19 protein-coding genes are annotated in these 22,333 nt (G+C 41.2%); 7 read left to right on the top strand and 12 right to left on the bottom strand.

Going from position 1 to position 22,333, the window contains the following annotated elements:
* Positions 1–60: 60 nt before the first annotated feature.
* Genes B1C82_RS15135 through rsmH form a run of 3 tightly spaced genes read right to left on the bottom strand, consistent with a single transcriptional unit; the run spans position 61 to position 2,841 of the window.
* Entirely contained in the window at positions 61–1,551 is a 1,491-nt protein-coding gene (locus tag B1C82_RS15135; RefSeq protein ID WP_086448329.1) for a UDP-N-acetylmuramoyl-L-alanyl-D-glutamate--2,6-diaminopimelate ligase, read from the bottom strand.
* Positions 1,529–1,888: an FtsB/FtsL family cell division protein gene (locus B1C82_RS15130; protein ID WP_086448328.1), complete on the bottom strand. Its 360-nt coding sequence runs from the start codon at positions 1,886–1,888 to the stop codon at positions 1,529–1,531. Before B1C82_RS15130 ends, B1C82_RS15135 begins: the two co-directional genes overlap by 23 nt.
* A complete protein-coding gene (gene rsmH, locus B1C82_RS15125; protein WP_086448327.1) occupies positions 1,885–2,841 on the bottom strand; it encodes a 16S rRNA (cytosine(1402)-N(4))-methyltransferase RsmH in 957 nt (318 codons plus the stop codon). The genes B1C82_RS15130 and rsmH overlap by 4 nt, the downstream gene beginning before the upstream one ends.
* Positions 2,842–3,138: 297 nt before the next feature.
* Here rsmH and B1C82_RS15120 point away from each other — a divergent pair, with 297 nt between their 5' ends.
* Both B1C82_RS15120 and B1C82_RS15115 read left to right on the top strand, forming a co-directional pair.
* Complete coding sequence (locus B1C82_RS15120) at positions 3,139–5,133, top strand: methyl-accepting chemotaxis protein (RefSeq protein ID WP_086448326.1); 1,995 nt, start codon at positions 3,139–3,141, stop codon at positions 5,131–5,133.
* 22 nt (positions 5,134–5,155) lie between these two features.
* The gene (locus B1C82_RS15115) at positions 5,156–7,147 is read left to right on the top strand and encodes a methyl-accepting chemotaxis protein (RefSeq protein ID WP_086448325.1); all 1,992 of its coding nucleotides are present in this window, start codon (positions 5,156–5,158) and stop codon (positions 7,145–7,147) included.
* Between the two features lie 25 nt (positions 7,148–7,172).
* Here the strand turns inward: B1C82_RS15115 and B1C82_RS15110 are convergent, their stop codons facing one another.
* Genes B1C82_RS15110 through B1C82_RS15100 form a run of 3 tightly spaced genes read right to left on the bottom strand, consistent with a single transcriptional unit; the run spans position 7,173 to position 8,696 of the window.
* Positions 7,173–7,523: a rhodanese-like domain-containing protein gene (locus B1C82_RS15110; RefSeq protein ID WP_086448324.1), complete on the bottom strand. Its 351-nt coding sequence runs from the start codon at positions 7,521–7,523 to the stop codon at positions 7,173–7,175.
* A gap of 24 nt (positions 7,524–7,547) precedes the next feature.
* Positions 7,548–8,423, bottom strand: a complete 876-nt coding sequence (locus B1C82_RS15105) for a CheR family methyltransferase (RefSeq protein ID WP_086448323.1) — start codon at positions 8,421–8,423, stop codon at positions 7,548–7,550.
* 3 nt (positions 8,424–8,426) lie between these two features.
* Complete coding sequence (locus B1C82_RS15100) at positions 8,427–8,696, bottom strand: STAS domain-containing protein (protein WP_086448322.1); 270 nt, start codon at positions 8,694–8,696, stop codon at positions 8,427–8,429.
* 176 nt (positions 8,697–8,872) lie between these two features.
* Between B1C82_RS15100 and B1C82_RS15095 the strand changes: the two genes are divergently transcribed.
* The gene (locus B1C82_RS15095) at positions 8,873–9,622 is read left to right on the top strand and encodes a menaquinone biosynthetic enzyme MqnA/MqnD family protein (protein ID WP_086448321.1); all 750 of its coding nucleotides are present in this window, start codon (positions 8,873–8,875) and stop codon (positions 9,620–9,622) included.
* 140 nt (positions 9,623–9,762) lie between these two features.
* Here B1C82_RS15095 and B1C82_RS15090 read toward each other — a convergent pair whose 3' ends face one another.
* The 4 genes from B1C82_RS15090 to B1C82_RS15075 form a co-directional block, all read right to left on the bottom strand.
* Positions 9,763–10,437 (bottom strand): LIC11874 family lipoprotein, encoded by a 675-nt coding sequence (locus tag B1C82_RS15090; RefSeq protein ID WP_086448320.1) that lies wholly within the window; start codon positions 10,435–10,437, stop codon positions 9,763–9,765.
* An 83-nt stretch (positions 10,438–10,520) separates the two neighbouring features.
* Positions 10,521–11,876 (bottom strand): ammonium transporter, encoded by a 1,356-nt coding sequence (locus B1C82_RS15085; RefSeq protein WP_086448319.1) that lies wholly within the window; start codon positions 11,874–11,876, stop codon positions 10,521–10,523.
* 141 nt (positions 11,877–12,017) lie between these two features.
* A complete protein-coding gene (locus tag B1C82_RS15080; protein WP_086448318.1) occupies positions 12,018–13,874 on the bottom strand; it encodes a SpoIIE family protein phosphatase in 1,857 nt (618 codons plus the stop codon).
* A gap of 237 nt (positions 13,875–14,111) precedes the next feature.
* A complete protein-coding gene (locus tag B1C82_RS15075) occupies positions 14,112–15,338 on the bottom strand; it encodes an alpha/beta fold hydrolase (RefSeq protein WP_086448317.1) in 1,227 nt (408 codons plus the stop codon).
* Between the two features lie 99 nt (positions 15,339–15,437).
* On the opposite strand from B1C82_RS15075, the gene B1C82_RS15070 reads away from it, so the two are divergent.
* On the top strand, positions 15,438–15,872 hold the full coding sequence (locus B1C82_RS15070) for a hypothetical protein (protein WP_086448316.1): 435 nt from the start codon (positions 15,438–15,440) through the stop codon (positions 15,870–15,872).
* Position 15,873: 1 nt separating this feature from the next.
* Here B1C82_RS15070 and B1C82_RS15065 read toward each other — a convergent pair whose 3' ends face one another.
* Both B1C82_RS15065 and B1C82_RS15060 read right to left on the bottom strand, forming a co-directional pair.
* Complete coding sequence (locus B1C82_RS15065; RefSeq protein WP_086448315.1) at positions 15,874–17,421, bottom strand: glycerol kinase 5; 1,548 nt, start codon at positions 17,419–17,421, stop codon at positions 15,874–15,876.
* 106 nt (positions 17,422–17,527) lie between these two features.
* A complete protein-coding gene (locus B1C82_RS15060) occupies positions 17,528–17,956 on the bottom strand; it encodes a host attachment protein (RefSeq protein ID WP_086448314.1) in 429 nt (142 codons plus the stop codon).
* A 408-nt stretch (positions 17,957–18,364) separates the two neighbouring features.
* Between B1C82_RS15060 and B1C82_RS15055 the strand changes: the two genes are divergently transcribed.
* From B1C82_RS15055 to B1C82_RS15045, 3 genes are all read left to right on the top strand, one after another.
* Complete coding sequence (locus B1C82_RS15055; RefSeq protein ID WP_234008414.1) at positions 18,365–19,117, top strand: hypothetical protein; 753 nt, start codon at positions 18,365–18,367, stop codon at positions 19,115–19,117.
* A gap of 66 nt (positions 19,118–19,183) precedes the next feature.
* Positions 19,184–19,831 (top strand): HmuY family protein, encoded by a 648-nt coding sequence (locus B1C82_RS15050; protein WP_086448313.1) that lies wholly within the window; start codon positions 19,184–19,186, stop codon positions 19,829–19,831.
* Positions 19,831–22,329 carry a TonB-dependent receptor plug domain-containing protein gene (locus B1C82_RS15045; RefSeq protein WP_086448627.1) on the top strand — a complete coding sequence of 833 codons (2,499 nt, stop codon included), beginning with the start codon at positions 19,831–19,833 and terminating at the stop codon, positions 22,327–22,329. The genes B1C82_RS15050 and B1C82_RS15045 overlap by 1 nt, the downstream gene beginning before the upstream one ends.
* The last annotated feature ends 4 nt before the right edge of the window (positions 22,330–22,333 follow it).

Here is a 22,333-nt window from a genome sequence, read left to right as displayed (position 1 = left end):
GGATCTGAGACATTTTTTTTGGATTTAGAGCCGGTACAATGCCGGCTTCCTGGTTTGCGATTATAGACCGAATGCCTTTCGGATCTCTTCCCCATCATCGAAATGCCTTTTCTCTCGGCCAATGATCTGGTAATCCTCGTGTCCCTTTCCAGCCACAAGAAGACATCCCCCCTCTTTTAGGTGAGAGATCCCGAAAGAAATTGCCTTTGCTCTATCAACTTCTCGTAGCAATGGAGAATATCCGGAAGGAAAACCAGCTTGAACATCATCTAAGATGTTTTCAGGATCTTCTGTTCTTGGATTATCAGAAGTGAGAATTACCTTGTCTGCAAGTTCCCAGGCGATCTTTGCCATCTTTGGTCGTTTGGTTTTGTCTCTGTCTCCGCCGCATCCAAAAAGTGCAACGAGCTCCTTAGGCTTAGATTCCCGGATACTTCTTAAAATATTCTCCAGTGCGTCGGGAGTATGAGCATAGTCAACAACAGCCATGCGAGATTTATCTTTGCTATAATAGATCTGAAATCTTCCTGGGATCTGAGGAATACTTTCCAAAGCGGAAAGAAGAGATTTTTTTTCCCAACCTAAACCGAGCGCGGTTACGAAAGCAAGTGCGGTATTCCTTACATTAAAACCGCCCAAAAGATTAGTACTAATATTAGTATCCCCACCCCATTCATCCGGAAGTCGAATTTGGTAAGAAGTTTTTTCTAGTGAGAATGCTTCTGAATGTATCTCAAAATCTTGGGAACTTCTTCCAAGAGAGAAAATTTTTAAATTCGGAGAAGAAGTTTCTACTACAGATTTAAAATCTTTTCCACCTGGAGCATCTGAATCGATTACTCCAAAAGTTTCCGGATGCAAAGCTACGGAAGAGAATAAAAGAGCCTTACTATTTCGATAATCTTCCATATTTGGATGAAAATCCAAATGGTCTTGAGTAAGATTGGAGAATACTCCTACTTTAAAATGGACTCCGTTGGTCCTCCCCAATTTTAATCCGTGAGAACTCGCTTCCATAAAAACATATTCCACTCCAGAATCGTACATCTCTTTCAGAATGGATTGAAGACTGCTTGGATCAGGAGTAGTATATCCTGTGTCAGATAGGACTCCTTTAAATTTAACACCTGTAGTACCAATAATACCGCAGGATTTTCCCTGAGATTCTCCAAGATAAGCTAGGATATGAGTTAAAGAAGTTTTACCATTTGTCCCTGTAACTCCGATCACTTTTAGTTTGGAAGAAGGATCACCCAAAATGAAAGAAGCAATCGGTCCAGCCAAACTTTCTGGATCAAGGTTGCTCTTAAGAACGATCTTGTTTTCTAATTTCGGGATTTTTAATTTAGATCCTATTAATAGATATCTAGAAGAAGAGGCCTTTGCATATTCTACACCTTTATCTCCAGAAGAATCTGGAAGACAGAATAGATCATTCGGTTCTAATTTTCTGGAATCTGTACGAACAAAGTCGAACGTTTCATCCGGAGCATAAGATCCTGAGATTATTTTAATATCTGGAAAAAGATTAAGGAGCTCTGAAAGTTTCAAGTTCCGCCTCGTTTCTTTCTGGAGGAAGAGTAACTGTAATGATCCGATCTCCTACTGTGATCGGTAAATAATGATATGTTTTACGATATAAGGCTTCTATCCTACGGGCAGAAGTATAAGTTGCCATTCCAATTTTTAAATCATCATTCTTCTTTAAAAGTTTTTCTTTTTCTTGGGAAGCGATAGCAAGTTCACGGTTTAATCTGGAAACCTGAACATTTTGCCAAACAAATAAAAGTGCGATACTAAATGGAGCGATAATCCAGCCAAACACTCGGAATAAAAATCCAAGATCGGGCCAAAGACGGAGGGATAAAAATTCTGAAACCCTGCTCATTCTTCCTCATCCTCCTCCTCTTCAGTATCGGTAGGAAGTGATTTATGAATGACACGTAATTTTGCAGAACGAGAAGCAGGATTTTCCTTTGTCTCGATATCTGATGGAAGCACGGGCTTTTTGGTAAGGAGTTTAGCTTCTCCACCTCTTGCGTAATCTCTGAATAAATTTTTAATAATCCTATCTTCCAAAGAATGGAAAGAGATGACTTGTAAGAGTCCACCTTTTGCGACCAGATCCAAAAGTTTTTTAACTCCTATCTCTATATGAAGAAGCTCTTGATTTACTTCGATCCGCAAAGCTTGAAAAACTCTTGTAGCAGGATGTCTTCCTGGAGGCCAAAATTTCCTAGGAATCACTCTGGAGACCAATTGTGCAAGGTCACCTGAGTAACCGATCCTAGAATGTCTTCTTCTTTCTAGGATTGCCTCTACAATCTTCTTAGTCCAACGCTCTTCCCCGTATTCGTAAAAAATTTTACTGAGAGCCTTTTCTGGATAAGTATTGATCACATCTTCTGCAGAGATACCGCCGGAAGAAGAAAGTCTCATGTCCAAAGGTTCGTTCTCCCTAAAACTAAAACCTCTTCCAGCATGTAATAGATGAAATGTAGAAATTCCCAAATCCAAAAGGATACCGTCTGGGGGACTGGAAACACCGAAGCCGCTCAAGAACTCTGAGTCGAGGTCGGAAAAGTTTGCTTCGATAGGAATAACTCTGGGAGAATACGCGGAAAGTCTTGCTTGGGCCCTGGATAACATGACCGAGTCTCGATCTACCAAAACCAGTTTAGAATTAGGGAATTGTTCTAAGAGTAGAAGACTATGTCCTCCTTCTCCTGCCGTTCCGTCCAAAAAAAGGAGTTCTCGATCCTTATCGAATACAGAAAGGAAGAAAGAAATTATCTCCCGATAGAGCACCGAATAATGGACAGGTTCCAATTCGTTTTCCAAATTCTACCTGCTTATCCAAAACGCAACTAAGAACCGTGCCGATTTAGTATTCTTTCTGGGGGTGTCGGAACTCCAACAATCGTGGCAAACCAATACATAGATAATCCGAAGTAAGTAAGCATACAAACTCACTAACGCAAAAGCACTAAAGTCTTGACTGCACCCTTTTCCTAGATACAATTCGCCTTCTTCATAAAGAAAAATCGCTCTAGTGACAAAGAGCCTGAAAGGATTTGTCCAATTAGGCCGACGAATTATTATAACTCTTAGCCTCTTCAGGAAGGCCTTATTATAGGTATGCAAAAAAGCAGTTTAAAGTTCATTCTTCTAGGCGCAGGTATCGTTATTCTTACCGTGCTAACGTTATTGATCTCGGGTAACGCCTATTATTTTGGCCAAAAAAAGATCACAGAAAACCATCTCAATCAAATGCAGAATGTGGTGGCAGTAGTTGCTCAAGAGTTCGATGCATTTTTACTCTCTCATACTAACGTGGCGAAGACATTAGCGGCGGATCCAAGAGCAATACAAACCGCGCTTACAGGAAAACCGATCGCTGGAGATTTTTTTAAAGAAGTTCACCAAAGATATGGGATTTACGAAAACATTTTCGTAATGAGCTTGGATGGAGAAAAAAGAATCTTAGCAGATAGCCTAGGCGGGAAGTCTCTCGGTTATAAGGCCCAAGGTGACGAATTAAAAGATAATATAGAATCCGTAAAAGAAGGAAAATCTTATTTAGGTCCTCCACAAAAATCTCCGATCACAGGACTTCCAGTTGCAGTCATCTCTGTTCCGATCCGAAACGGAGGAACTATTGTAGGAGTATTGAATATCGCGCTCTCCTTCGAGGATGTTTCTGAAAAAGTAATCAATAAGATCCGTATCGGGGAACAAGGTTACGTTTCTGTAATGAGCCAAACGGGCTTAGTGATTGCTCACCCTAAAAAAGAGATGATCATGAATTTGAATGTGGCCAAAGAACCTTATGGCCAGAAGATGCTGGAACTAAAGAGCGGAGAAATTTTTGAATTCAGCTTCAAGGGTGCAGATCGATATTCAACTGTTTACAGATTAGATCAATGGAGGATGTCTGTAATCGCAATCCAGCCCAAAACAGAGATCAGAGAAGCATTAGGAGAATTATTACTTTCGATAGGACTTATAAGTTTAACCACAGTTGGAATTTCTATTTTCTTACTTTATATTCTTCTAAAGAAGAGATTGGATCCATTGGAAAATGCCAGCAAACTTTTCCAAACAATGTCCCAAGGCGATCTAACGGCTGACATCCAAGTTGTGTACAACGATGAGATTGGTGCAATGAGCGCGGATTTGAATTCATTTATCACAAGCCTCAGATCTTCTCTCAAAGATATACAAAGGATCGCGATGGAGCTCGCCTCTTCTGCAGAAGAATTGACAGTTTCTTCTCAGAGTTTTGCTACGGGAGCACAGTCAACAGCTGCCTCTTCCGAACAAATGTCAGCTACTGTAGAAGAGATGTCCGCAGGGATGGAGAATATCTCTTCAGTCACAGATAGACAATATTCAAATATATTAGAATTTCATACTAAAATAAAGGAACTATCCTCTGGAGTAAGAAAGATAGGATCAGAGATCAAAAACACTCTGCAGATCGCCGAGTCTATCTCCCAAGAAGCAAAAAAAGGAGAAAGTTCACTCACAGGAATGAGTAACATGATAGAAAATATCCTGAAGTCTTCCGGAGAGATGAAATCCATCATCGGGATCATCAACGATATCTCCGATCAAACTCAGCTCCTTGCGTTGAATGCAGCGATAGAAGCGGCAAGAGCTGGAGAAGCAGGTAAAGGATTCGCAGTCGTTGCAGAAGAGATATCCAAACTTTCTGTCAAAACCGCATCTTCTATCAAATCGATTGGGGAGATGATCAATAAGAACAATTCCGAATTGGACGAAGGAGCCAAAGGAATTCGGTCCTCAGTGGAGATCCTGCATAGTATCATCAAAAATGTGGATTCAGTTGGCGAAGCGATGAACCATCTATTCGAGATCACTTCTGCGCAAGAATCAGTGAATAGATCTGTAGACGAACAATCGGATCGAGTCGGAACAGAAGCAGAAGGTGTAAAACTTGCGACCGACGAGCAAAAAAGAGCAGTAAGAGAAATTGCACAGGTAATCACTCAAATCAATGAACACACCTTAAATACTGCATCCGGTTCAGAACAGATGTCCTCATCTGCCCAGAACTTAGCCACCACAGCGGAAATACTAAAAAATATAACTGAAAAGTTCAAAATATAATTCGACCCGGTTCGACTCACAAATGCAAAGAAACAGTTTAAAGATCATTATCCTAGCAGTAAGTACAATTACAATCGTTCTACTTACAGTGGGAATTTCCTCATTCGCATATTTTACCGCAAAAAAATATGTGGAAGAAGCCTATATTGATGAGATGAAAAAGATCTCAAAACTCGCAGGAAAACACATTAAGTTCTTCTTCGATCAGCAAACCGTTTTGGCGGAGTTTGTAACTTCCAACAAACCGTTCATAAAAGCTTCAATCGCCAGAGATAAAAACAGTCTTAATCCGGAACTTGCCAATATATTCAAAAATTATAATACATATGAGAACGTATTCCTCTCTACTCCAGAAACAAATCCAATGGTCTTTGCAGATGCCACAGGTAAAGCCAATAATTTCCGCTGGGGAGGAACCGGTTTCGATGATAATATTAAAGCTGCCTTAGAAGGAAAAAGTCTTTTGAGTAAGGTAAACCCTTCTCCGGTTACCGGAGAGGCTGTCGCAGTTCTAACTGTTCCTGCAAAAGACGGAAATCAGGTAGTAAGTATATTAGGTTTTGCCATTTCCCTCAGTAAAATGACGGAGACCGTTGTGAACGGTATCACAATTGGTTCCGATGGATACATTGCAATCACAGACCGACATGGGGTAGTAGTAGGACATCCCGATAAATCCCTCATCTTGAAATTAGATTTAAGTAAAACGGATTGGGGCAAAAAATTAATGACCCTTCCTTCCGAAGAACATATGGAGTATTTTTTCAAAAAAGATAAAATCGCAACTGTTTACGATGTTCCAGAATACGGCTTAAGAGTTTCCGCTGTTGTATCCAAAGACGAACTTGCAGAAGTAGTCCATCAAATGTTATTCAGGATCATTGCATTTGCCTTTATTTTCCTAATCGTTTCTATATTTATTATTTATAGAATAGTGAATGTTCGCCTCCATCCATTACTAGAAGCAAGAGAATTATTCCGTTCCATGTCCACAGGAGACCTTACAGCTAGTTTAAAAATTTATCATGAAGATGAGATTGGAGATCTCAGTAAGGATACCAACTCCTTCTTAGAAAGTTTGAGAACTTCCGTAAGAGATATCCAAAAGATCTCCCAAGAACTTGCCTCTTCCGCAGAAGAACTATCTGCAAGTTCTGAAAATTTCTCTAATGGAGCTCAATCTACAGCTGCTTCTACCGAAGAAATGTCGGCCACAGTCGAAGAGATGTCCGCAGGGATGGATAATATTTCCGGTTCCATCTATAATCAGTACAAAAACATTTCAGAATTCCAGATCAAGATCACAGAACTTTCTCAAAGCGTGAATCAAATCGGCAATGAAGTTCAAGCCACATTGAATATGGCGAAATCAATTTCTCTACAGGCAAAAAAAGGAGAAGAATCACTCTCCGGAATGAACGCAATGATCTCGAATATTCTGAAATCTTCTGGAGAGATGACTGCGATTATCGGAATCATCAACGATATTTCTGAACAAACCCAGCTACTCGCTTTAAACGCTGCAATCGAGGCAGCAAGAGCAGGAGAAGCTGGAAAAGGATTCGCAGTGGTTGCCGAGGAGATTTCCAAACTTTCGGAAAAGACTGCTTCTTCTATTAAATCCATCTCAGCGATGATCAACAAGAACACAGGAGAGTTGGACAGTGGAGCAAAAGGAATCCAAGCTTCGACTGAGATCATTCATGCGATTATCCGAAATGTGGATCAGGTTTCCGATGCTATGGATAGATTATATTCTATCACTGGTTCCCAAACAGATATCAACCAGGCCGTGACAGATAACGCAGGAAAAGTAAGAACTGAATCGGAAGCAGTAAAATTAGCCACGGACGAACCGAAAAAAGCAGTTTCGGAGATCTCTCAGGTGATCATGCAAATAAATGAGCATACGATCAATACTGCATCGGGCGCGGAACAAATGTCCTCTTCTTCCCGAAATCTATCGAATACTGCCGAGATACTCAAAAATATCTCTGAAAAATTCAAACTCTAATCGTTCAGAAAATTAAACTAAAAATTTACTCAGACACTGCGGAGAATAGGCGATCTATTCTCCCTGCGTCCCTTACTTGAGAAAAACCTTCTTCTTCTAAGAAGGTTTTTGCTCTTAAGCTACGGCCACCCGATTGGCAATACAGAATGATTTGTTTGTCCTTAGAGCCAAGCTCATCTACTCTCAACGGCAAACTATCGATCGGAATATTAACAGCTCCAGGAAAATGGCGTTTTTCATATTCAGTCGGAGTTCTAACATCAACTACAAGTGCGCCCTTCTTCACCCATTCTGATAGTTCCTTATCCTCTCTATTCTTACAGGAAGAAAATGAAAATAGAATAACGATTAGAAAAATGTAAAATGATTTAAACATAAAACTTTCTCCGACTAACTATGATCAAATTTTAGGCTTTTTCTGATAAACAGTATGACCTAAGAATTTGTATGCTTCTGAAATACCAAAAAGAGTTTCAGAATGGCCTATCACCAAAAGTCCTCTGTCCTTCAACACATGCTCGAAGTTTTCGAAAATTTTCTTTTGTGTGGGCTTATCAAAGTATATTATCACATTCCTACAAAAGATACAATCCACCTTTTCTCTGATCGGATAAGGAGTTTCCAAAAGATTTACCTTATGAAATTCGATCATAGATTTAATTTCAGGTTTTACTTGATAGGTATCCTGATTTTTTCCGGAGAGATCCTTCACTTTTAGAAAATATCTTTTTTTAAGAGCCTCGCTCACTGGCTCCAATCGGTCAGCTTTGTAAATACCTTCTTGAGCGGTCTGCACAACATTCGTATCAATATCGGATGCAAAAATTTTAATATCCCAGCCTGGCTTATGCATAAAATATTCAGCACAAGTAATTGCGATCGTATAAGGTTCCTCGCCTGTGGAACACGCGCTAGACCAGATACGAAGCTGTTTTTTCCCGGACTTTAGGGCCTTCTCCTCTACGGAAGGAAAGAAGGTTTCTTTCAAAAATTCGAAATGATGGTTTTCTCTGAAAAAATCAGTTTTGTTTGTGGTGATACGATTGATTAGTTCGGTAAGTTCACTTTGGAAAAACTTACGGTCGGCCTGTAGACCTCGGATATATTCCGAAACATTCTGCATCTTATGCATTCTGGCCCTGGAATTCAGCCTGGATTGGACCATTATTTTTTTATGATCCGCCAGGAATATTCCAGTTTCCTTATACATCAAATCCTTGATGAATTTGAACTCTTCGTCTGTAATCTGAGAGAAGCTGGAAAAATTATCATCCATAAATCAACGAATACCCAGTGCCTGGTCCAAAGAGACTAACTTAATAATTTCCAATAATTTAGGACTGACGTTGATCGTTTCCAAAAGCACTCCCTGGCCTCGAAGACGATTTGCGAAAGCAACCAAGGTTCCTAAAGCGACCGAGGTAAGTACTTGCACCTCATCCAGATCCAAAATTACGGAAGCAGGATTTCCTTCTATATGGGAATTCAAATAGGCACGCAAAGCCTCATGATCACCATTTAGGATCTCATAATCTACTTTGATCAGCATCGGTTTCGACGGACTCATTCCATAGATTGGACGAACAGGTCCCTACCCCGGAATACAGTCGGGAAACAGCCTGGAAAAGGAAAGGAAAAAGTAATTTTTCTGGCTTAGATGAGAAGTATCGTTTTTCTGGTAAATAGGCTAAAAAAACGGATCTTTTTTCTGGAAAAAAACAATAAGTGAGAATCGGAATCGTTAAACACCTGAACGCCCGTCCCCTAACCTGGGGATTTGAGCAAAATTCAGAACATAAGGTCGTACCAGAAAATCCCTCCCTCCTAAAGGACTATTTATTGAGAGGCCTGGTAGACGTAGGACTGATATCCTCCATAGAATGCCTACGAAATGAGGACGTACTTTCAGTTTCCATGAAAGTCGGGGTCTGCGCCTCCAAACAGGTCCGCTCCATTAAGTTTTTCAAAAATAAGAAAGAGAACTATCCTCCTTACAGAATCCTCACAGACAACGGATCCAGAACCAGCATGGCTCTGGTCAGAGTATTAGTACATAATGATTCCGGAAAATTGCCCGAAGTAGCTCCGACAGACCCTAAGATCATTAAAGAAGAAATTTCCATAGGACGTGGGTCCCATATGCTTTTCGGGGACAACGCATTATTCGCAGAATGGGATCCGAAAGTTTATGAGGTAAAGGACCTGGCAGAATGGTGGTATGAAACCACGGGAACCTCTTTCATATTTGCACTTTGGGCATCAAAAAAGCCTTTGGAATTACCGGATAGTTTCTATGAGGATTCCTTAAAATACGGGCTCGCACATATCGAAGAGATCATCCAAAAAGAATCCAGACTTCCTTCCGACCTAGTCAGAACCTACCTCACCCAAGAACTACATTACGAAATCACAGAAAGCGATCGAAAAGGTTTTGAACTCTTCGGTAAGTACTGCAGCGAACTGGGGATTTTGTAACAACACCGCCCAACCCAACAACATGGCGGCAACCCAATTTACACAGACGAAAAATTAACCTAAGTACCAGCTTGTCGACGTTGCCCGTAGGGCAATGTGCCGAAGGCCTTGCGACAAGCACCCAATCTTCACTTAAAGAATCAATACACGAAGGTGATCCTGTAGTCCCAGGATTTGTTCCCGAACTTCTCCACAGTGTCTGCGAGAGGTAATCTGTAAGCCAATCTTCCTAAACTTTGTTCTCCACGATTCGTATAACAAACAGAAGTGATAGGAAAATTCACTTTGAAGTTAAGTGCATTTCCACGGATCAGTCTCAAAGTTTCACTTAAGACTTTTTTCTCTCCATCCATCTGCATCGATTCTAGAGATTTGCTGATCGAAGGGAATTCTCTTTTGATATAGATAGTATTCGCCTTCTCTTTTTTGATCTGAACGTTTCCTATAAGCACGTTCTCCAGCTGAGAAATATCGGTGAATTCTAGTTTATAAGAGACTTTTGCTTTTTCACGGAATGCGCCTGGCTCTGCTTCGGAACTTTCTAATTTTTGGAAGGTATAATCTTTTAGTACGAGACTTTTGGCAAAAAAACCTTTGTTCAATCTGCTCTGGATTTCTTCCTGTCTAGTAGGAAGAAATTTGATCAGAGATTCTTCCGACTTACGTTTGGTAGGAACCACATAAGAGATTTCCAAAGTACCGCTTAGGTTCGAATTGATGGTCAGCGTCTCTTCGTATTCGAAGCAGCCGAAAAAAAGAAAACAGAGCAAGAAAAGCGATTTTGGGAAAAAGCGGATGGAAAATCCAGAACGCATACCTCAATTCGGGAGGAACCTTTCTTTTTCGTCAACGTAAAAGAAAACCCCCGCAGTCAACCGCGGAGGTTTTCGGAAGTTCGTTATTTGGAAATTGGATATGCTTCGTTTCCGTGTTCCAGAATATCCAAACCTTGGATCTCTTCGTCTTCGGAAACTCTTAGACCGATGGTAAATCTGAGTCCTAAGAAAATCACTAAACTCGCGCCGAATGACCAAACAAATCCGATCCCTACACCTTGTAGCTGAACCAATAATTGGTCGATCCCGCCACCGAAGAATAGGCCGTTCACTCCGCCAAAAGCCTGCTCTGCAAATAGACCCGCAGCGATAGTTCCCCAAGCGCCACAAACTCCATGAACAGAAACGGCTCCCACAGGATCATCTACATGGATCTTATCGAAGAATAAAACGCTGAATACTACGAGCACTCCGCCTACAAGTCCGATGATGATCGCAGAGCTGATACTTACGTTTGCGCATGGAGCAGTGATTGCCACAAGTCCAGCTAAGGCACCGTTCAAGGTCAGACCTATATCCGGTTTTTTGAAAAGGATCCAAGTAACGATCATGGAAGAAACTGCACCCGCAGCCGCTGCGAAGTTAGTTGTAACTGCAATGATTGCGAAAGTTCCCCCACCTACAGAAGTAGTAGATCCTGGATTAAATCCAAACCAACCCAACCATAGAATGAAAACCCCAAGAGCAGCGATCGTCATGTTATGACCTAAGATGGGAAGTACTTTCCCGTCTTGGTATTTGCCGATACGAGGTCCGAGCACAATAGTTCCTGCCAGTCCTGCCCATCCACCTACTGAGTGCACCACTGTAGAACCAGCAAAATCAATAAACCCCGCTTCTACCAAATAACCTTTGTTATCCGGGTTGAATAAGTTAGACCATGCTAAGGAACCGAAGATCGGATATACAAAAGCAGTGATCAATACAGAGAAGATTACGTAATCCACGAACTTGGTCCTTTCCGCCATAGCTCCAGAAACGATTGTTGCAGCAGTTCCAGCAAACACCAATTGGAATATAAAGAATGTAAACTTGCTCGGATCAGGTTTTCCATCTACCATCAAGAGACTGTCAGCTAAAGATATGGAACCGAATCCAATACCGCTGAGGATCTGTGGTCCAAACATAATCGAAAATCCGATCAACCAGTACGCCAAAGAACCCAAGGAAAAGTCCATGAAGTTCTTCATTAGAATGTTTACTGTATTTTTTGCTCTGGTAAATCCAGCCTCGACTAAGGCGAAACCCGCCTGCATAAAAAATACCAAAAAGCCTGCGATACAGGTCCATAACCAATTCGTTTCATCTCTTAAAGTTGCGACGGCGCTTAACGCAGATTCGGCGGTCGCAGGGGCAACTTCATCGGCCCATATTCCGCTCGAGGCAAAGGCGAGCGTAAGTAATATCAATATGCGCATATTTTTCCTAAATCTCCTATATATTTCTTTAAACACGATTCCTGAACTTCGCTTATAGTCCGTCCCTAAACTTAGTTTATCGATCAACACCAAGTCTAGGGCTTCAAGATCCTGGACCTTTAGGTCCGGGAGCTTATTAATTTAAACCGCTTCTTTTCTTTGTTCTGAAACGACTAGATCTCCTGATTTTCTTTTTACTAATTCCTCCAGCTTTTTAAGGGAAATTTTTAGATACTCGTTCGTAGGCGCACTTTTGATCCCTTGTTGCAGTACCTTGATCGCCTTAGGAGTTTCATTATCTTTCAAATAACATCTAGCTAGTCTTAAGCTGGACTTCGCGTATGTATGATCAATAGCAAGAGAACGTTTTAATGCCCTCTTAGCTTCTGGAATATTCTCCAGTTCATAATATGCTCTTCCCAAAAGATAATGGATATGCTCGGACTCTTCTCCGCTGGTTTTGATATACTTCTCTAAGAACTGAACGCTCTTTTCGAAATTTCTATCTCTGTAATACATTTTTCCGAGGAGGACCAAACTGTCTTTGAGAGACTCATCCATTGAGAATACTTCCAAAGCTTTGTCGTATGCGACTTGGTCTTTTTTGGCTTTTGCAGCAGACTTTGCTAAAGAAAGTAACGTCTTAGCTTTCCCGAGCTCAGGATTGCATTGGAGTGCGAGTAAAGAAACGTCGTCTCCGTTTCTCATATCTCCTTTATATCTTTTGAATCTTCCGATTAATGAACCAACCAAGTCAGAAACATAGATCTTATCTCTTTGTTCTTCTATGGTCGATTTTTCTTGACGGATCCATTCTATAAAACGTTGATTCCCTAACTCTTGGCGTTGTTCATTTTTCTGTTCAGTAATACCGTCGGTAGGTAAGAACAAAATATCTCCGGGTAAAATCCTTCCGTGTTTCTCTTCGAAATTACTTCTCTCCACTTCGAAAATACCAAGAGGAACTCCTTGGGTATCTAACTCTTCTATTCTTCCATGGCCATTATGGTAATGTAACATTTTCTGGTGAGCCGCATTCACATAAGAGTAGGTGTAGTCACTATATACTTTCAGAATAAACGCAGTAAAATAAGTTCCATCCGGAAGCTGTGGCCGGATGGATTCACCCAACTCGGCCAAAGTTTCGGATAGTCCCATACCAAGGGATGTACAACGTTGGAATTGATAGTGGATCGACATTGTGACTAACGCGGCGGGGATACCGTGCCCAGACACATCCACTATGATCGCAGTGATCGAGTTTCCTTGTCGGACCACATTGAAGTAGTCACCGGAAACTTCAGTCATAGGCTCATAATAAGTTCCGAAATGTAGACCGTTCCAAGGAGCAATCGCAGTCTCTACGATCTGACTTTGGACGTTTCGGCCCATTCTCATATCCCATTCCAATTGTTTTAGGATCTGAGCTTCTCTTTCATTCGCGTGAACCAAACCTTGGATCAAACGAACACTTGTGATTGCAAGAGCGAGTTGGGAACCGAGCGCTTCTAAAATTTCTAAGTCATCTTCTCTATAGAAAAACTCAGTATTTGACTCTACAGCGATTGTGCCGAGACAATCTTCCTTATACATGATTGGCACACACATGACTGCTCGGGTAGTCTCCCCTTCGTCTATGTATTCCGCGTGATGTGTTAAGTCTTGGATAAGAAGAGGCATCCTGGTCTTAAAAGTGAATCCAGAATAACCTTCGTCCTGACTGAGATCTCTACGAGGCGGGACTGTTTCTTTAAAAAAGCGAGAAGGGACCAAAAGATTTCCCTTCCACATTCTAAGAGTAGTATTATCACACTCGAAGATATCTTTGCAGAGACTTATTACGATATCGTAAAGTTCCTCTTCCTTATCCGCGTTGGCGAATTCCTTGCTGATATAAAGAAGAATATCGATCTTATTCTTCTCTGTTAAACCGCCGACAACCTTCCTTGCCCCGCGAAAGTTAACGACTTTTCTTTGCCCAAATTTGAGTTCTATCATGGTCAAGCACCTCTACGTATCCGATTCTTTTTCTCTTTGGATTCGTTTCGCTCTACCGAGATCTTATGCAATTAGCGTACCAATTCTTCAGATTCAGATATTATGCCCAATTTCTGGGTACAATTTTATAATATGTTTATTATTTAGGCATATATATATTGAGACATACTTAGGATTTGGTGAGATATGAGGAAGAATGCTACTCTTTTAAGGCAGCAAAAAGGGGATTATGTCTGATTAAGTCCGAGCTTTCTGTCTGAATTTTCTTTTTAATCTCAGAAACCAGCTCTGTTTTTTAGAAGTTCCATTCTCTCTTAAGAAGGCTTCTACTTTTGGGAACACGTCGTCTTCCGCCTTCTCCGCAAGGATCAAACAACCATGACCGTAATCGTCGCTTGCTCCTTCTTCTTTAGAGATCACTTGAAATTTTTTGACTTTGGCACCTGCCCTCTCATACACGAATCGCACCGTGTCAGGAGTCGCGATCGCATCATTTGCGCCCGCAATAAAAAGACTCGGAACAGTGATCTCTTTTTGCAGATCTATATAATTATAAAAACCGTTTAAAGAACTCATCTTCTTAGTCTCGATCCAAGACATGAATTGTTCAATTAGTCCTTCGCTGATATTTTCAATCGCGTTTTTCATTACCTTCTTCACTATTCTAGGTCGAGTAGCTTTCGGGTTATATAGTATCTGATCAATAGGTGTATAAATTTCTCCTGCTAAAGGTGCTAACATAGAAGCTCCGAACTTAAGATCCAAAACTTTTCGAGCACGAGGAAACCTGGATAGTAAACCGATCAGACTCAAGCCGAGATGGTTCAAATTTCCAGGCCCACCTAAAGAAACAAAACTTGCGATCTTTTCTTTTTCAGATTTGGATGTTACCCCTAAGTAAGAATAAAAGATCATGGCACCCATAGAATGGCCAACCCAACTCACACGTTTACTTTCTGTCAGAGAAAGCACCTTGGAGATGATTGCAGGAACATCATATTTTACTAAATCATCAAATGTAAAATCTTCGTATCCTCCCCTGCTCTCATGGTAAGAACTTCCGGCTCCTCTTAAAGAAACTGCAAATACTTCGTAACCTCTTAACTTTAGATAATAAGGAAGAGAATGTCTTTTGTCCAAATCGATCACATACTTATTCGTAGCGATCCCATGTACAACGATCACAGGAGCAAGTTCAGGATTCGGTATCGGGGGAATATGTCTGTGTAGTGCAATATTCCATCCGTCTTTGGTTTTTGCAAAATGTACCTCGTCAGCAATATCTTCCTGACCATATAGGCGGGAAAACCAGTCCAATAAAACAGGATATAAAACTAAAACGGCAATCAGAAATAAGGAAAACAGGATCGCAAGAGAGGACGCGAATACTGCAAAAAATATGATCGCGAAAAACGTAGTGATCAGATAAAAAGGACCTCTTCTGTTTTTCAGGATGGCAATCACAAGAGAGAAGGATCTTGCGAGACAACACGAATGTCAAGTATTCCCAAACATGCTTGCCTGGATTTTTATCCGGATTAAAATGACAAAATAGTTTCTACAATGGATAAAAAGTTAGATTACAGACTCTATCGTTCTCCCTCCGGCTGGTACAGCATGGTGATCCCAGGCCATTGGCAGAATATTGTGATCGAAGGTATCCCTGCGTTTTTCGAGGAGAATGGCGGCGGTGCGATGCAAGTTTACGCTTTCGAAAATAAAGAAGGCGGTTTCAATCCAGAAGAAGAAATAGAAAGATATCTTGCTACTCACAAAATTGAGTTTGTAAGAGAAATGGCTGCATTCTTCGAGAACAATGAAGGTTCAAAGATCATAGCTTGTGAATTTTTAAAAGAAGACGGAAGACATTGGATGGTCTATCTTGTCTCGGCTAAAAAAAGAATGATCTTAATCACTTATAATGGAGACGAGGAGCCAACAGAAGAATTGGCGGAACAATTGACAACAGTAGTCAGCTCCATTCGTATCCAAGAATAATCTAATCTATCTTTAGAGTGGATTGAACCGCTCTATGCCAACGCTCCAATTTTAATTTCCTGAATTTTGGATCCATCTTAGGTTTAAAAATTTTATAACCCCTTTCGAGCTTACGCAGTTCCTCTAAACTTTTCCAATAACCGGAACCAAGGCCCGCTAAATATGCAGCACCAGTAGCAGTCATATCCGGCTCAGGCGCACGTTTCACTTCTACATTACAAAAATCTGCTAGGCATTGCAGAAGTATATCTGATTGAGAAACTCCACCGTCCACCATAATAGAACTTACAGGAACATTCGTGTCCTTCTTGATACCTTCTAATATATCAAATAAAGATAATGCAATTCCTTCGAGAACTGCTCGAGCCACATGTCTTCTATGAGTTGCAAGAGAAAGTCCAAATACAGATGCCTTTGCATTCGGATTAAAATGAGGATATCTCATACCAGAAGCAGTCGGAACAAATATAACTCCCTCAGTATCATTTGCCTGTGAAGCGAGTTCGTTCAAAACTTTCGGAGTATCGGAAAGACCGATTCCTTTTCCGAGCCAATCGATCAGAGTTCCTACAGTGCCAGTATAACCTTCCAGCATATAAGTTGCCTTTCCGTTTAACCTCCAAGCCACCAGTGGGAATAAACCTCTTTTAGAAAGTTTAGGTTTATCTCCCATATTCATATCCACGAAAGCGCCTGAACCTTGGGAAATTTTAACTCCACCTTTCTCGAAACATGCATGCCCGAATAGAGCAGCCATCTGATCTCCAACCACCGCCCTGATTGGAATTCCAAAACCGAATAGAGAAGGATCTGTATTTCCAAAATCTGCAGCAGTATCTTTTACATTTGGGAATATTTTCATTGGAATGCCGAAGATCCCACAAAGTGGAGCATTCCATTGTAACTGAAAAGGATTGAACATCCCGGTCACAGTAGCATTAGAAGGATCGCTAATATGTTCTTTACCTTTGGTGAGTCTGTAGACGAACCAAGTATCTAATGTACCAAAAAGTATTTCGCCCTTCTTCGCTCTTTTTCTAAGTTCCGGATTTTTATCGAATACCCATTTCAAACGAACGGAAGCATGATCCGTTGTGAACTTGAGCATATAAGTCGCGATCAACATTGGATTACCAGTGATCGTTCCAAAAATCCTGGAAACAAATTGGATCACTTTCCAGATCTTATTGGAGTTCATCTCCATTGAAGTTTTGCCCGCTCTTACATCTGCCCAACTGATCAGTTTTGTTAAGGGTTTACCCGTTGCTTTATCCCAAAGAAGAAAAGACCCTCTTTGGTTGCATATCCCAAGTGAATCCACATTTGCAGCCTGGAACTTTTTATTCTTAAAAGTTTTTTTGAGAATGGAAACAAGTGTCTGCCAAAGTTTTTCGGGATCATGTTCCAAGGCACCTGGCTCGCTTACGATAGGAGGAGTTTTTTCGTATTGCCTAGAAACTATTCTGCCCTTCTTATCGAATAAGATAGCCCTGATCCCACTTCCTCCACTATCGATAGAAAGAATATATTTTTCTTTTAAGGCAGCCATTGAACTCTCTCCAATTTTTTACTGAGGTAGAATCCTTTAGGATTCGGAAGCGTCAATAAAAAAGCCGCCATGAAGGCGGCCTTAATAACATCGAGTCGAATGGATCCTAAGCTTCGCTTACAAGTACACTCTTAAGATGGTTCATCAAATTGGACTCTCTTTCATGTACGATATCTTTAGGCATCTTATGATAGATCCTTTCCCGAGATTTCTCGTCAAGTTTGCTTAGGATCATCCCCATAAAGCCAGGTTCTGAAACCAAAATAAAATTTGAGAAAGAATCTTTCTTCCTTTCCAGGTTCATAAAATCGCTAAGTTTGCCTGCAAACGCCGCTGCCACTCTCTTTTTCGGTTCGTGAAAAAAATCAAAATCTGATCTGGAAGCCTGGCCTGCTCCAGTGACTAAATCAGAATTTCTGAGTCGGCCTTCGGGATTTTCCATCATTTGCACCAGCTTCAAACCGTTAGTCGGTCCTTGGTATTCGAAAATTTTTGCCTCGCTTCGGTTTGCAACCACCACCCATTTTTTCTTCATACTTTACCCTCCTACATGAAACTCACCGTCACCAAAAGGTTCGGATTTCGGCGAGAGTAGTTTTAACCTAAGGAGAGCGACCTATCAATTACTTTTCCCAAAACCTTCTTCTTTAAAGATTAGAAAAACCAAATATAGTTTCTGTGATAAGATGGAACCTCTCTAAATCCATAACTCTTCCGATCCTAAGTCAATTTAGCAGACAAATATCAATTTTCAGGACTGCCAAAATACCCGGCTTTTCCGTAATTCTTTAGTGGACTTTTCCTTATCGCTTCTGAGAATTGTTCTCATTCTTGATTGACAGATTCCAAGAGATTTTAATTTTGAGTTTTAGACTCATTTCAAAACCTAAACATACAAACCATGACTCCTACTAATGAGAACTGAGTCTCAACAGGAGAGAACATGAAACGGAACACAACCAAGACGCTATTGACGATGATTCTAGGAATATCCTTCTTAATGAATTGCGACCAGGGCTCAAAAGAGTCGAACGCTGCACTTGTACTAGGAGCTTTAAACAGCGCCTGCGTAGATGCTGCAGTGGCAGATGATGAGATCGCAGAGACTTCGATCACCGCAGGGATCAACACATTCCAGTTGATCTCCATTCCAACTGCAGGTGCAGCACGACATATCAGGTTAGAAGGAGTGCTGCTCCAAGCATTAAGCGGACACGGCACAATCTACCTCGCAACTGGGTACACGGATTCTTTGGCAGGAACTACTTCCACACCTACCACAGCCGCAGGTGACGGAAGGCTCGTAATGAACATCTACCAAGGTGGGCCAATGGTTTACGCGGGCTATTCTGCGACCACAGCTTATGGTACGGATGATGGAACTGCAACAGCAGCACTCGGAGGAACTGGAAAAAGTCTTTTCCACTCCTTCACTTCTACTGCAAGCGATGTTTGTCTAGATATCAGCGCAGACACCACTCCCAAGGTTACTATCTGGGGAAGCGGTTACAAAGGCGCTAATTGTAGGAAGAGATGTACCCTAACTGAGTCAAACGCGATCGTCAATAAAGCGGATTGGCCAAACGGAGCCGGTATCGGTTCTGCTGGCAGCACTAGCACATATTACAAAACCGGCAGCTCTGCTTCCGGGGTAACCGCTACTAAGGTAGTAACTTATAGCACTACTGCGCTTTAGAAATTTTAGGCGGTCGGGTTCGGCCGCCTATTGTCTTTATTAATTTTGAAACAGGGGGATTTTATAATGAAAACATTATATTCAATTTTCATTATTCTCATAGCGACTTTAACTGCTTTTTGTGGGCCAAGCACCGGTGGAGACGATGGTCTTGCGATTTTAGCCGCATTGGAAGAAGGCGGCGGCGGATGTATCAAGGTGTCTGGCGAAACTACTACAACACCCAATTCCCCATCCGCAGGAATCAACACTACTATGGTTAATGCAACAGCAAGCGGCTGTTGGGTTTACATAAACCTGAAAGCTGGCGGAGTAGAAACTACTCAATCAGGAGCTTGGGACTTAAAATTTAAAAGATTCGTAATAGGTACGAATAGCGGGACGAGCGGTTCTGGAAGTGCAGGCGCATGTTTCAATGATGGCACTGATATAAGTAATGTTACGAATAATTCGTTTTGCACTCCGATCGAAATCGATGAACACATGTCGCAAGTCGGAGGAGGAGGATTCGGAACTGCATCTGAAGATGCAAACCCTGCTCTCTGGGAATGGTATAATTACAATGGAACTACTCATGAACTCACATCAAAGAATAGAGGGTATTTAATCAGAGGTTCTAATGGGACATCTTATTTTGGATTAGAGGTCACAGATTATTACGATGGAGCAGGAACTAGCGGATTTCCTACATTTAAATGGAAGGTGCTTCCTTAATGCGGAAGATAAGACCTTCTTCCATTCTTAGAACTCTTTATCTGATTTTATTCTCAGGTCTTTGTTTTTTAGGAGTTCCTATCTTCTCGCAAGGAGAAGTTCTTCCTGAAAAAAAGACTGAAGAAAAAAAAGAAGATTCTGATAAGCCAAAGGTAAATCCTGAAGCCGGAAAAGATATTAGTAATGGAAATAATGATAGAGGTTCTATTATCACTGTTACTGGTACTCGTAGAAAAGGTTTTTTAAAAGACTCTACAATCACAACTGAAGTAATCACAAGAAAAGATATAGATGCTATGGGAGCGAGAGATATCTCCCAAACTTTAGGTAACGTTCCGGGTATAGAAGTACGTCCCGCTCAAGCCGGAGAAAGAGGATCCACAGTTCGCTTACAAGGTCTTGCAGGCCAAAATGTTTTGATCCTAGTCGACGGACAAAGAACTACTGGAAGATTCAGCGGCTCTATCGACCTAACTAGATTCAAAGCTGAAGATATAGAAAGAATTGAGATCGTAAAAGGTGCATCATCCGCGCTTTACGGTTCGGATGCCATCGCCGGTGTGATCAATATCATCACCAAAGAACAAAAAGATCCTTACTCCGCGAACTTCAGAACGTTTATGGGAGGAGGAAATCCTCTCTATTATGGCACTGGAACAGAATTCCGTAATTATGCTTCGGTTGGAGTTCGCAGAGGAATTGTTTCTACTAACTTTACCGCAGGCTGGCATAGAGGAGATGGTTATGACCTAACCCCAGACGCTACCTTGGGACCTAAAAACGGAAGAATAGAGAGTCTTTCCCCAAGTTATTCCCCCTTCCCCACTGACACTCCTCTCTCGACAAAACTTTTTATTTATCGCAAAAAACTTCCTTATGAAGGTCCTTTAGAATCCACTTCCGGTAGCGCATTCGAAGATATAAACGTTTCTAACAAAACCACCTTTGACATTTCGGAAACTTTTAAATTAGGATTCCAGTTCTATTATAGATACTTAAACCAAAACGCTGTAGACGCAGTTCCTCCAAGAGCAGTTTATGATAGAAGTAATAAAACCCATGACTTCATGGGAGCTCTCAATGCAGATTGGGAAATCACTAAAACATTAAATTTAAACGTAAACACTAATTACGCTCGATTCTTCGACACTTATACATACGACCAAAGAAAATCCGACGCTCAAGATAAAAGAGAAAAGTTGGACAACGCAGTTACCGAGGTTAGGACCCGCTTAGATCATAGGATCTCAGAAGGACATGTGATCTCCTACGGTGCGGAAACATTAATTGATCAATTTTCTTCTGCGAGAATTGCACCAGACTGTAAGAGAAATTTTCCGAATATTTGTGCGAGCGATATCCTCGGAACCGATAGTTACCAAACCCAAAACGGATACGCCCAAAGACAAAGAAATGCGTTCTACGTACAGGATGAATGGAGAGTTTCCAATGCTCCACGGATCCAAATTGTTCCTGGTATCCGTTCTGATCATGACTCAATTTATGGAGGACAAGTTCTTCCTAAATTAGCTGTTCGTTATGATGTAACCGACAAATTTAGAATTAGAGCCGCCAACGGTTTAGGGTATAGAGCTCCTAGTTTTCAAGATTTATATTATAATTTTATAAATCCCGGCGTAGGATATAGGGTTGCGGGAAATCCAGATCTTAAACCTGAACTTTCTCGTAGTTATAATTTAGGGGGAGAATGGGAGCCGAATAAGTTATTCTGGTTCAGCTTCAACTTCTTCTATAATAATATAGACAACTTGATTGGTTTTAGGACCAACCCGACAAGAGACGCATCCGGATTACAAATCTTTAATACATCCAATTACCAAAAGGCACTTACGAAAGGTTTCGAATCTTCAGTAACTCTTAGAGTTCATCAAAATGTCTCCTTGGGCGGCGGTTATACATACACAGATACAAGAGACGAATTGACTAACCTTCCTTTAGAAGGAAGAGGTTATCATAGATGGAATGCAAATATTCGTATAGATCATCAACCTAGTGGCTTCAGCTTCTCTTTATTTGCGGTAATCTTTGGAAAACAACCGTATTACTGTCAGAAAAACCCGCTTTGGTGCGATCCTCAGTTGCCTACTGAATTTTCTGCACTTAGTGCCCAGCTTACTACCCAGGCAACAAATACGATCAACGCATTATTTGGGAATATTCCAGGTGGGATCCAAGAGTATTGTACAGAAAGAAACATGTCTTACTGCACTACTTCAGCGACCTACGGAATCCGGATGGTGAATCCTCATACAAATTTGAACATCCGGATTTCCCAAAAAGTTCTGGGTGCCTTCGAAATATTCGCCGGTGTGGATAACGTTTTAGACACCTTCGATCTGACCTATAATCCCCAGAAACCTAGGTTCTATTACGTAGGAATAGACGGAAGATTCAATGCTACGTCCGGTCCTGCAGATTATTCAGCGGCGCCGATGCCTTCAACTTCGCCGACTGCAGTTCCATCGACACTTAGGTAAAGAA

Origin of the sequence: Leptospira venezuelensis (genome assembly GCF_002150035.1) — a bacterium.
In the GTDB taxonomy this organism is placed as follows: domain Bacteria; phylum Spirochaetota; class Leptospiria; order Leptospirales; family Leptospiraceae; genus Leptospira_B; species Leptospira_B venezuelensis.
This window is presented reverse-complemented; position numbering and strand designations above follow the sequence as displayed.

Excerpts from the sequence above, each read along its gene's own strand:
- B1C82_RS15130 (WP_086448328.1), bottom strand. The coding sequence starts at position 1,888 with ATGAGCAGGGTTTCAGAATTTTTATCCCTCCGTCTTTGGCCCGATCTT.
- B1C82_RS15120 (WP_086448326.1), top strand. The coding sequence starts at position 3,139 with ATGCAAAAAAGCAGTTTAAAGTTCATTCTTCTAGGCGCAGGTATCGTT.
- B1C82_RS15115 (WP_086448325.1), top strand. The coding sequence starts at position 5,156 with ATGCAAAGAAACAGTTTAAAGATCATTATCCTAGCAGTAAGTACAATT.
- B1C82_RS15110 (WP_086448324.1), bottom strand. The coding sequence starts at position 7,523 with ATGTTTAAATCATTTTACATTTTTCTAATCGTTATTCTATTTTCATTT.
- B1C82_RS15105 (WP_086448323.1), bottom strand. The coding sequence starts at position 8,423 with ATGGATGATAATTTTTCCAGCTTCTCTCAGATTACAGACGAAGAGTTC.
- B1C82_RS15100 (WP_086448322.1), bottom strand. The coding sequence starts at position 8,696 with ATGCTGATCAAAGTAGATTATGAGATCCTAAATGGTGATCATGAGGCT.
- B1C82_RS15090 (WP_086448320.1), bottom strand. The coding sequence starts at position 10,437 with ATGCGTTCTGGATTTTCCATCCGCTTTTTCCCAAAATCGCTTTTCTTG.
- B1C82_RS15085 (WP_086448319.1), bottom strand. The coding sequence starts at position 11,876 with ATGCGCATATTGATATTACTTACGCTCGCCTTTGCCTCGAGCGGAATA.
- B1C82_RS15080 (WP_086448318.1), bottom strand. The coding sequence starts at position 13,874 with ATGATAGAACTCAAATTTGGGCAAAGAAAAGTCGTTAACTTTCGCGGG.
- B1C82_RS15070 (WP_086448316.1), top strand. The coding sequence starts at position 15,438 with ATGGATAAAAAGTTAGATTACAGACTCTATCGTTCTCCCTCCGGCTGG.
- B1C82_RS15065 (WP_086448315.1), bottom strand. The coding sequence starts at position 17,421 with ATGGCTGCCTTAAAAGAAAAATATATTCTTTCTATCGATAGTGGAGGA.
- B1C82_RS15060 (WP_086448314.1), bottom strand. The coding sequence starts at position 17,956 with ATGAAGAAAAAATGGGTGGTGGTTGCAAACCGAAGCGAGGCAAAAATT.
- B1C82_RS15055 (WP_234008414.1), top strand. The coding sequence starts at position 18,365 with ATGAAACGGAACACAACCAAGACGCTATTGACGATGATTCTAGGAATA.
- B1C82_RS15050 (WP_086448313.1), top strand. The coding sequence starts at position 19,184 with ATGAAAACATTATATTCAATTTTCATTATTCTCATAGCGACTTTAACT.
- B1C82_RS15045 (WP_086448627.1), top strand. The coding sequence starts at position 19,831 with ATGCGGAAGATAAGACCTTCTTCCATTCTTAGAACTCTTTATCTGATT.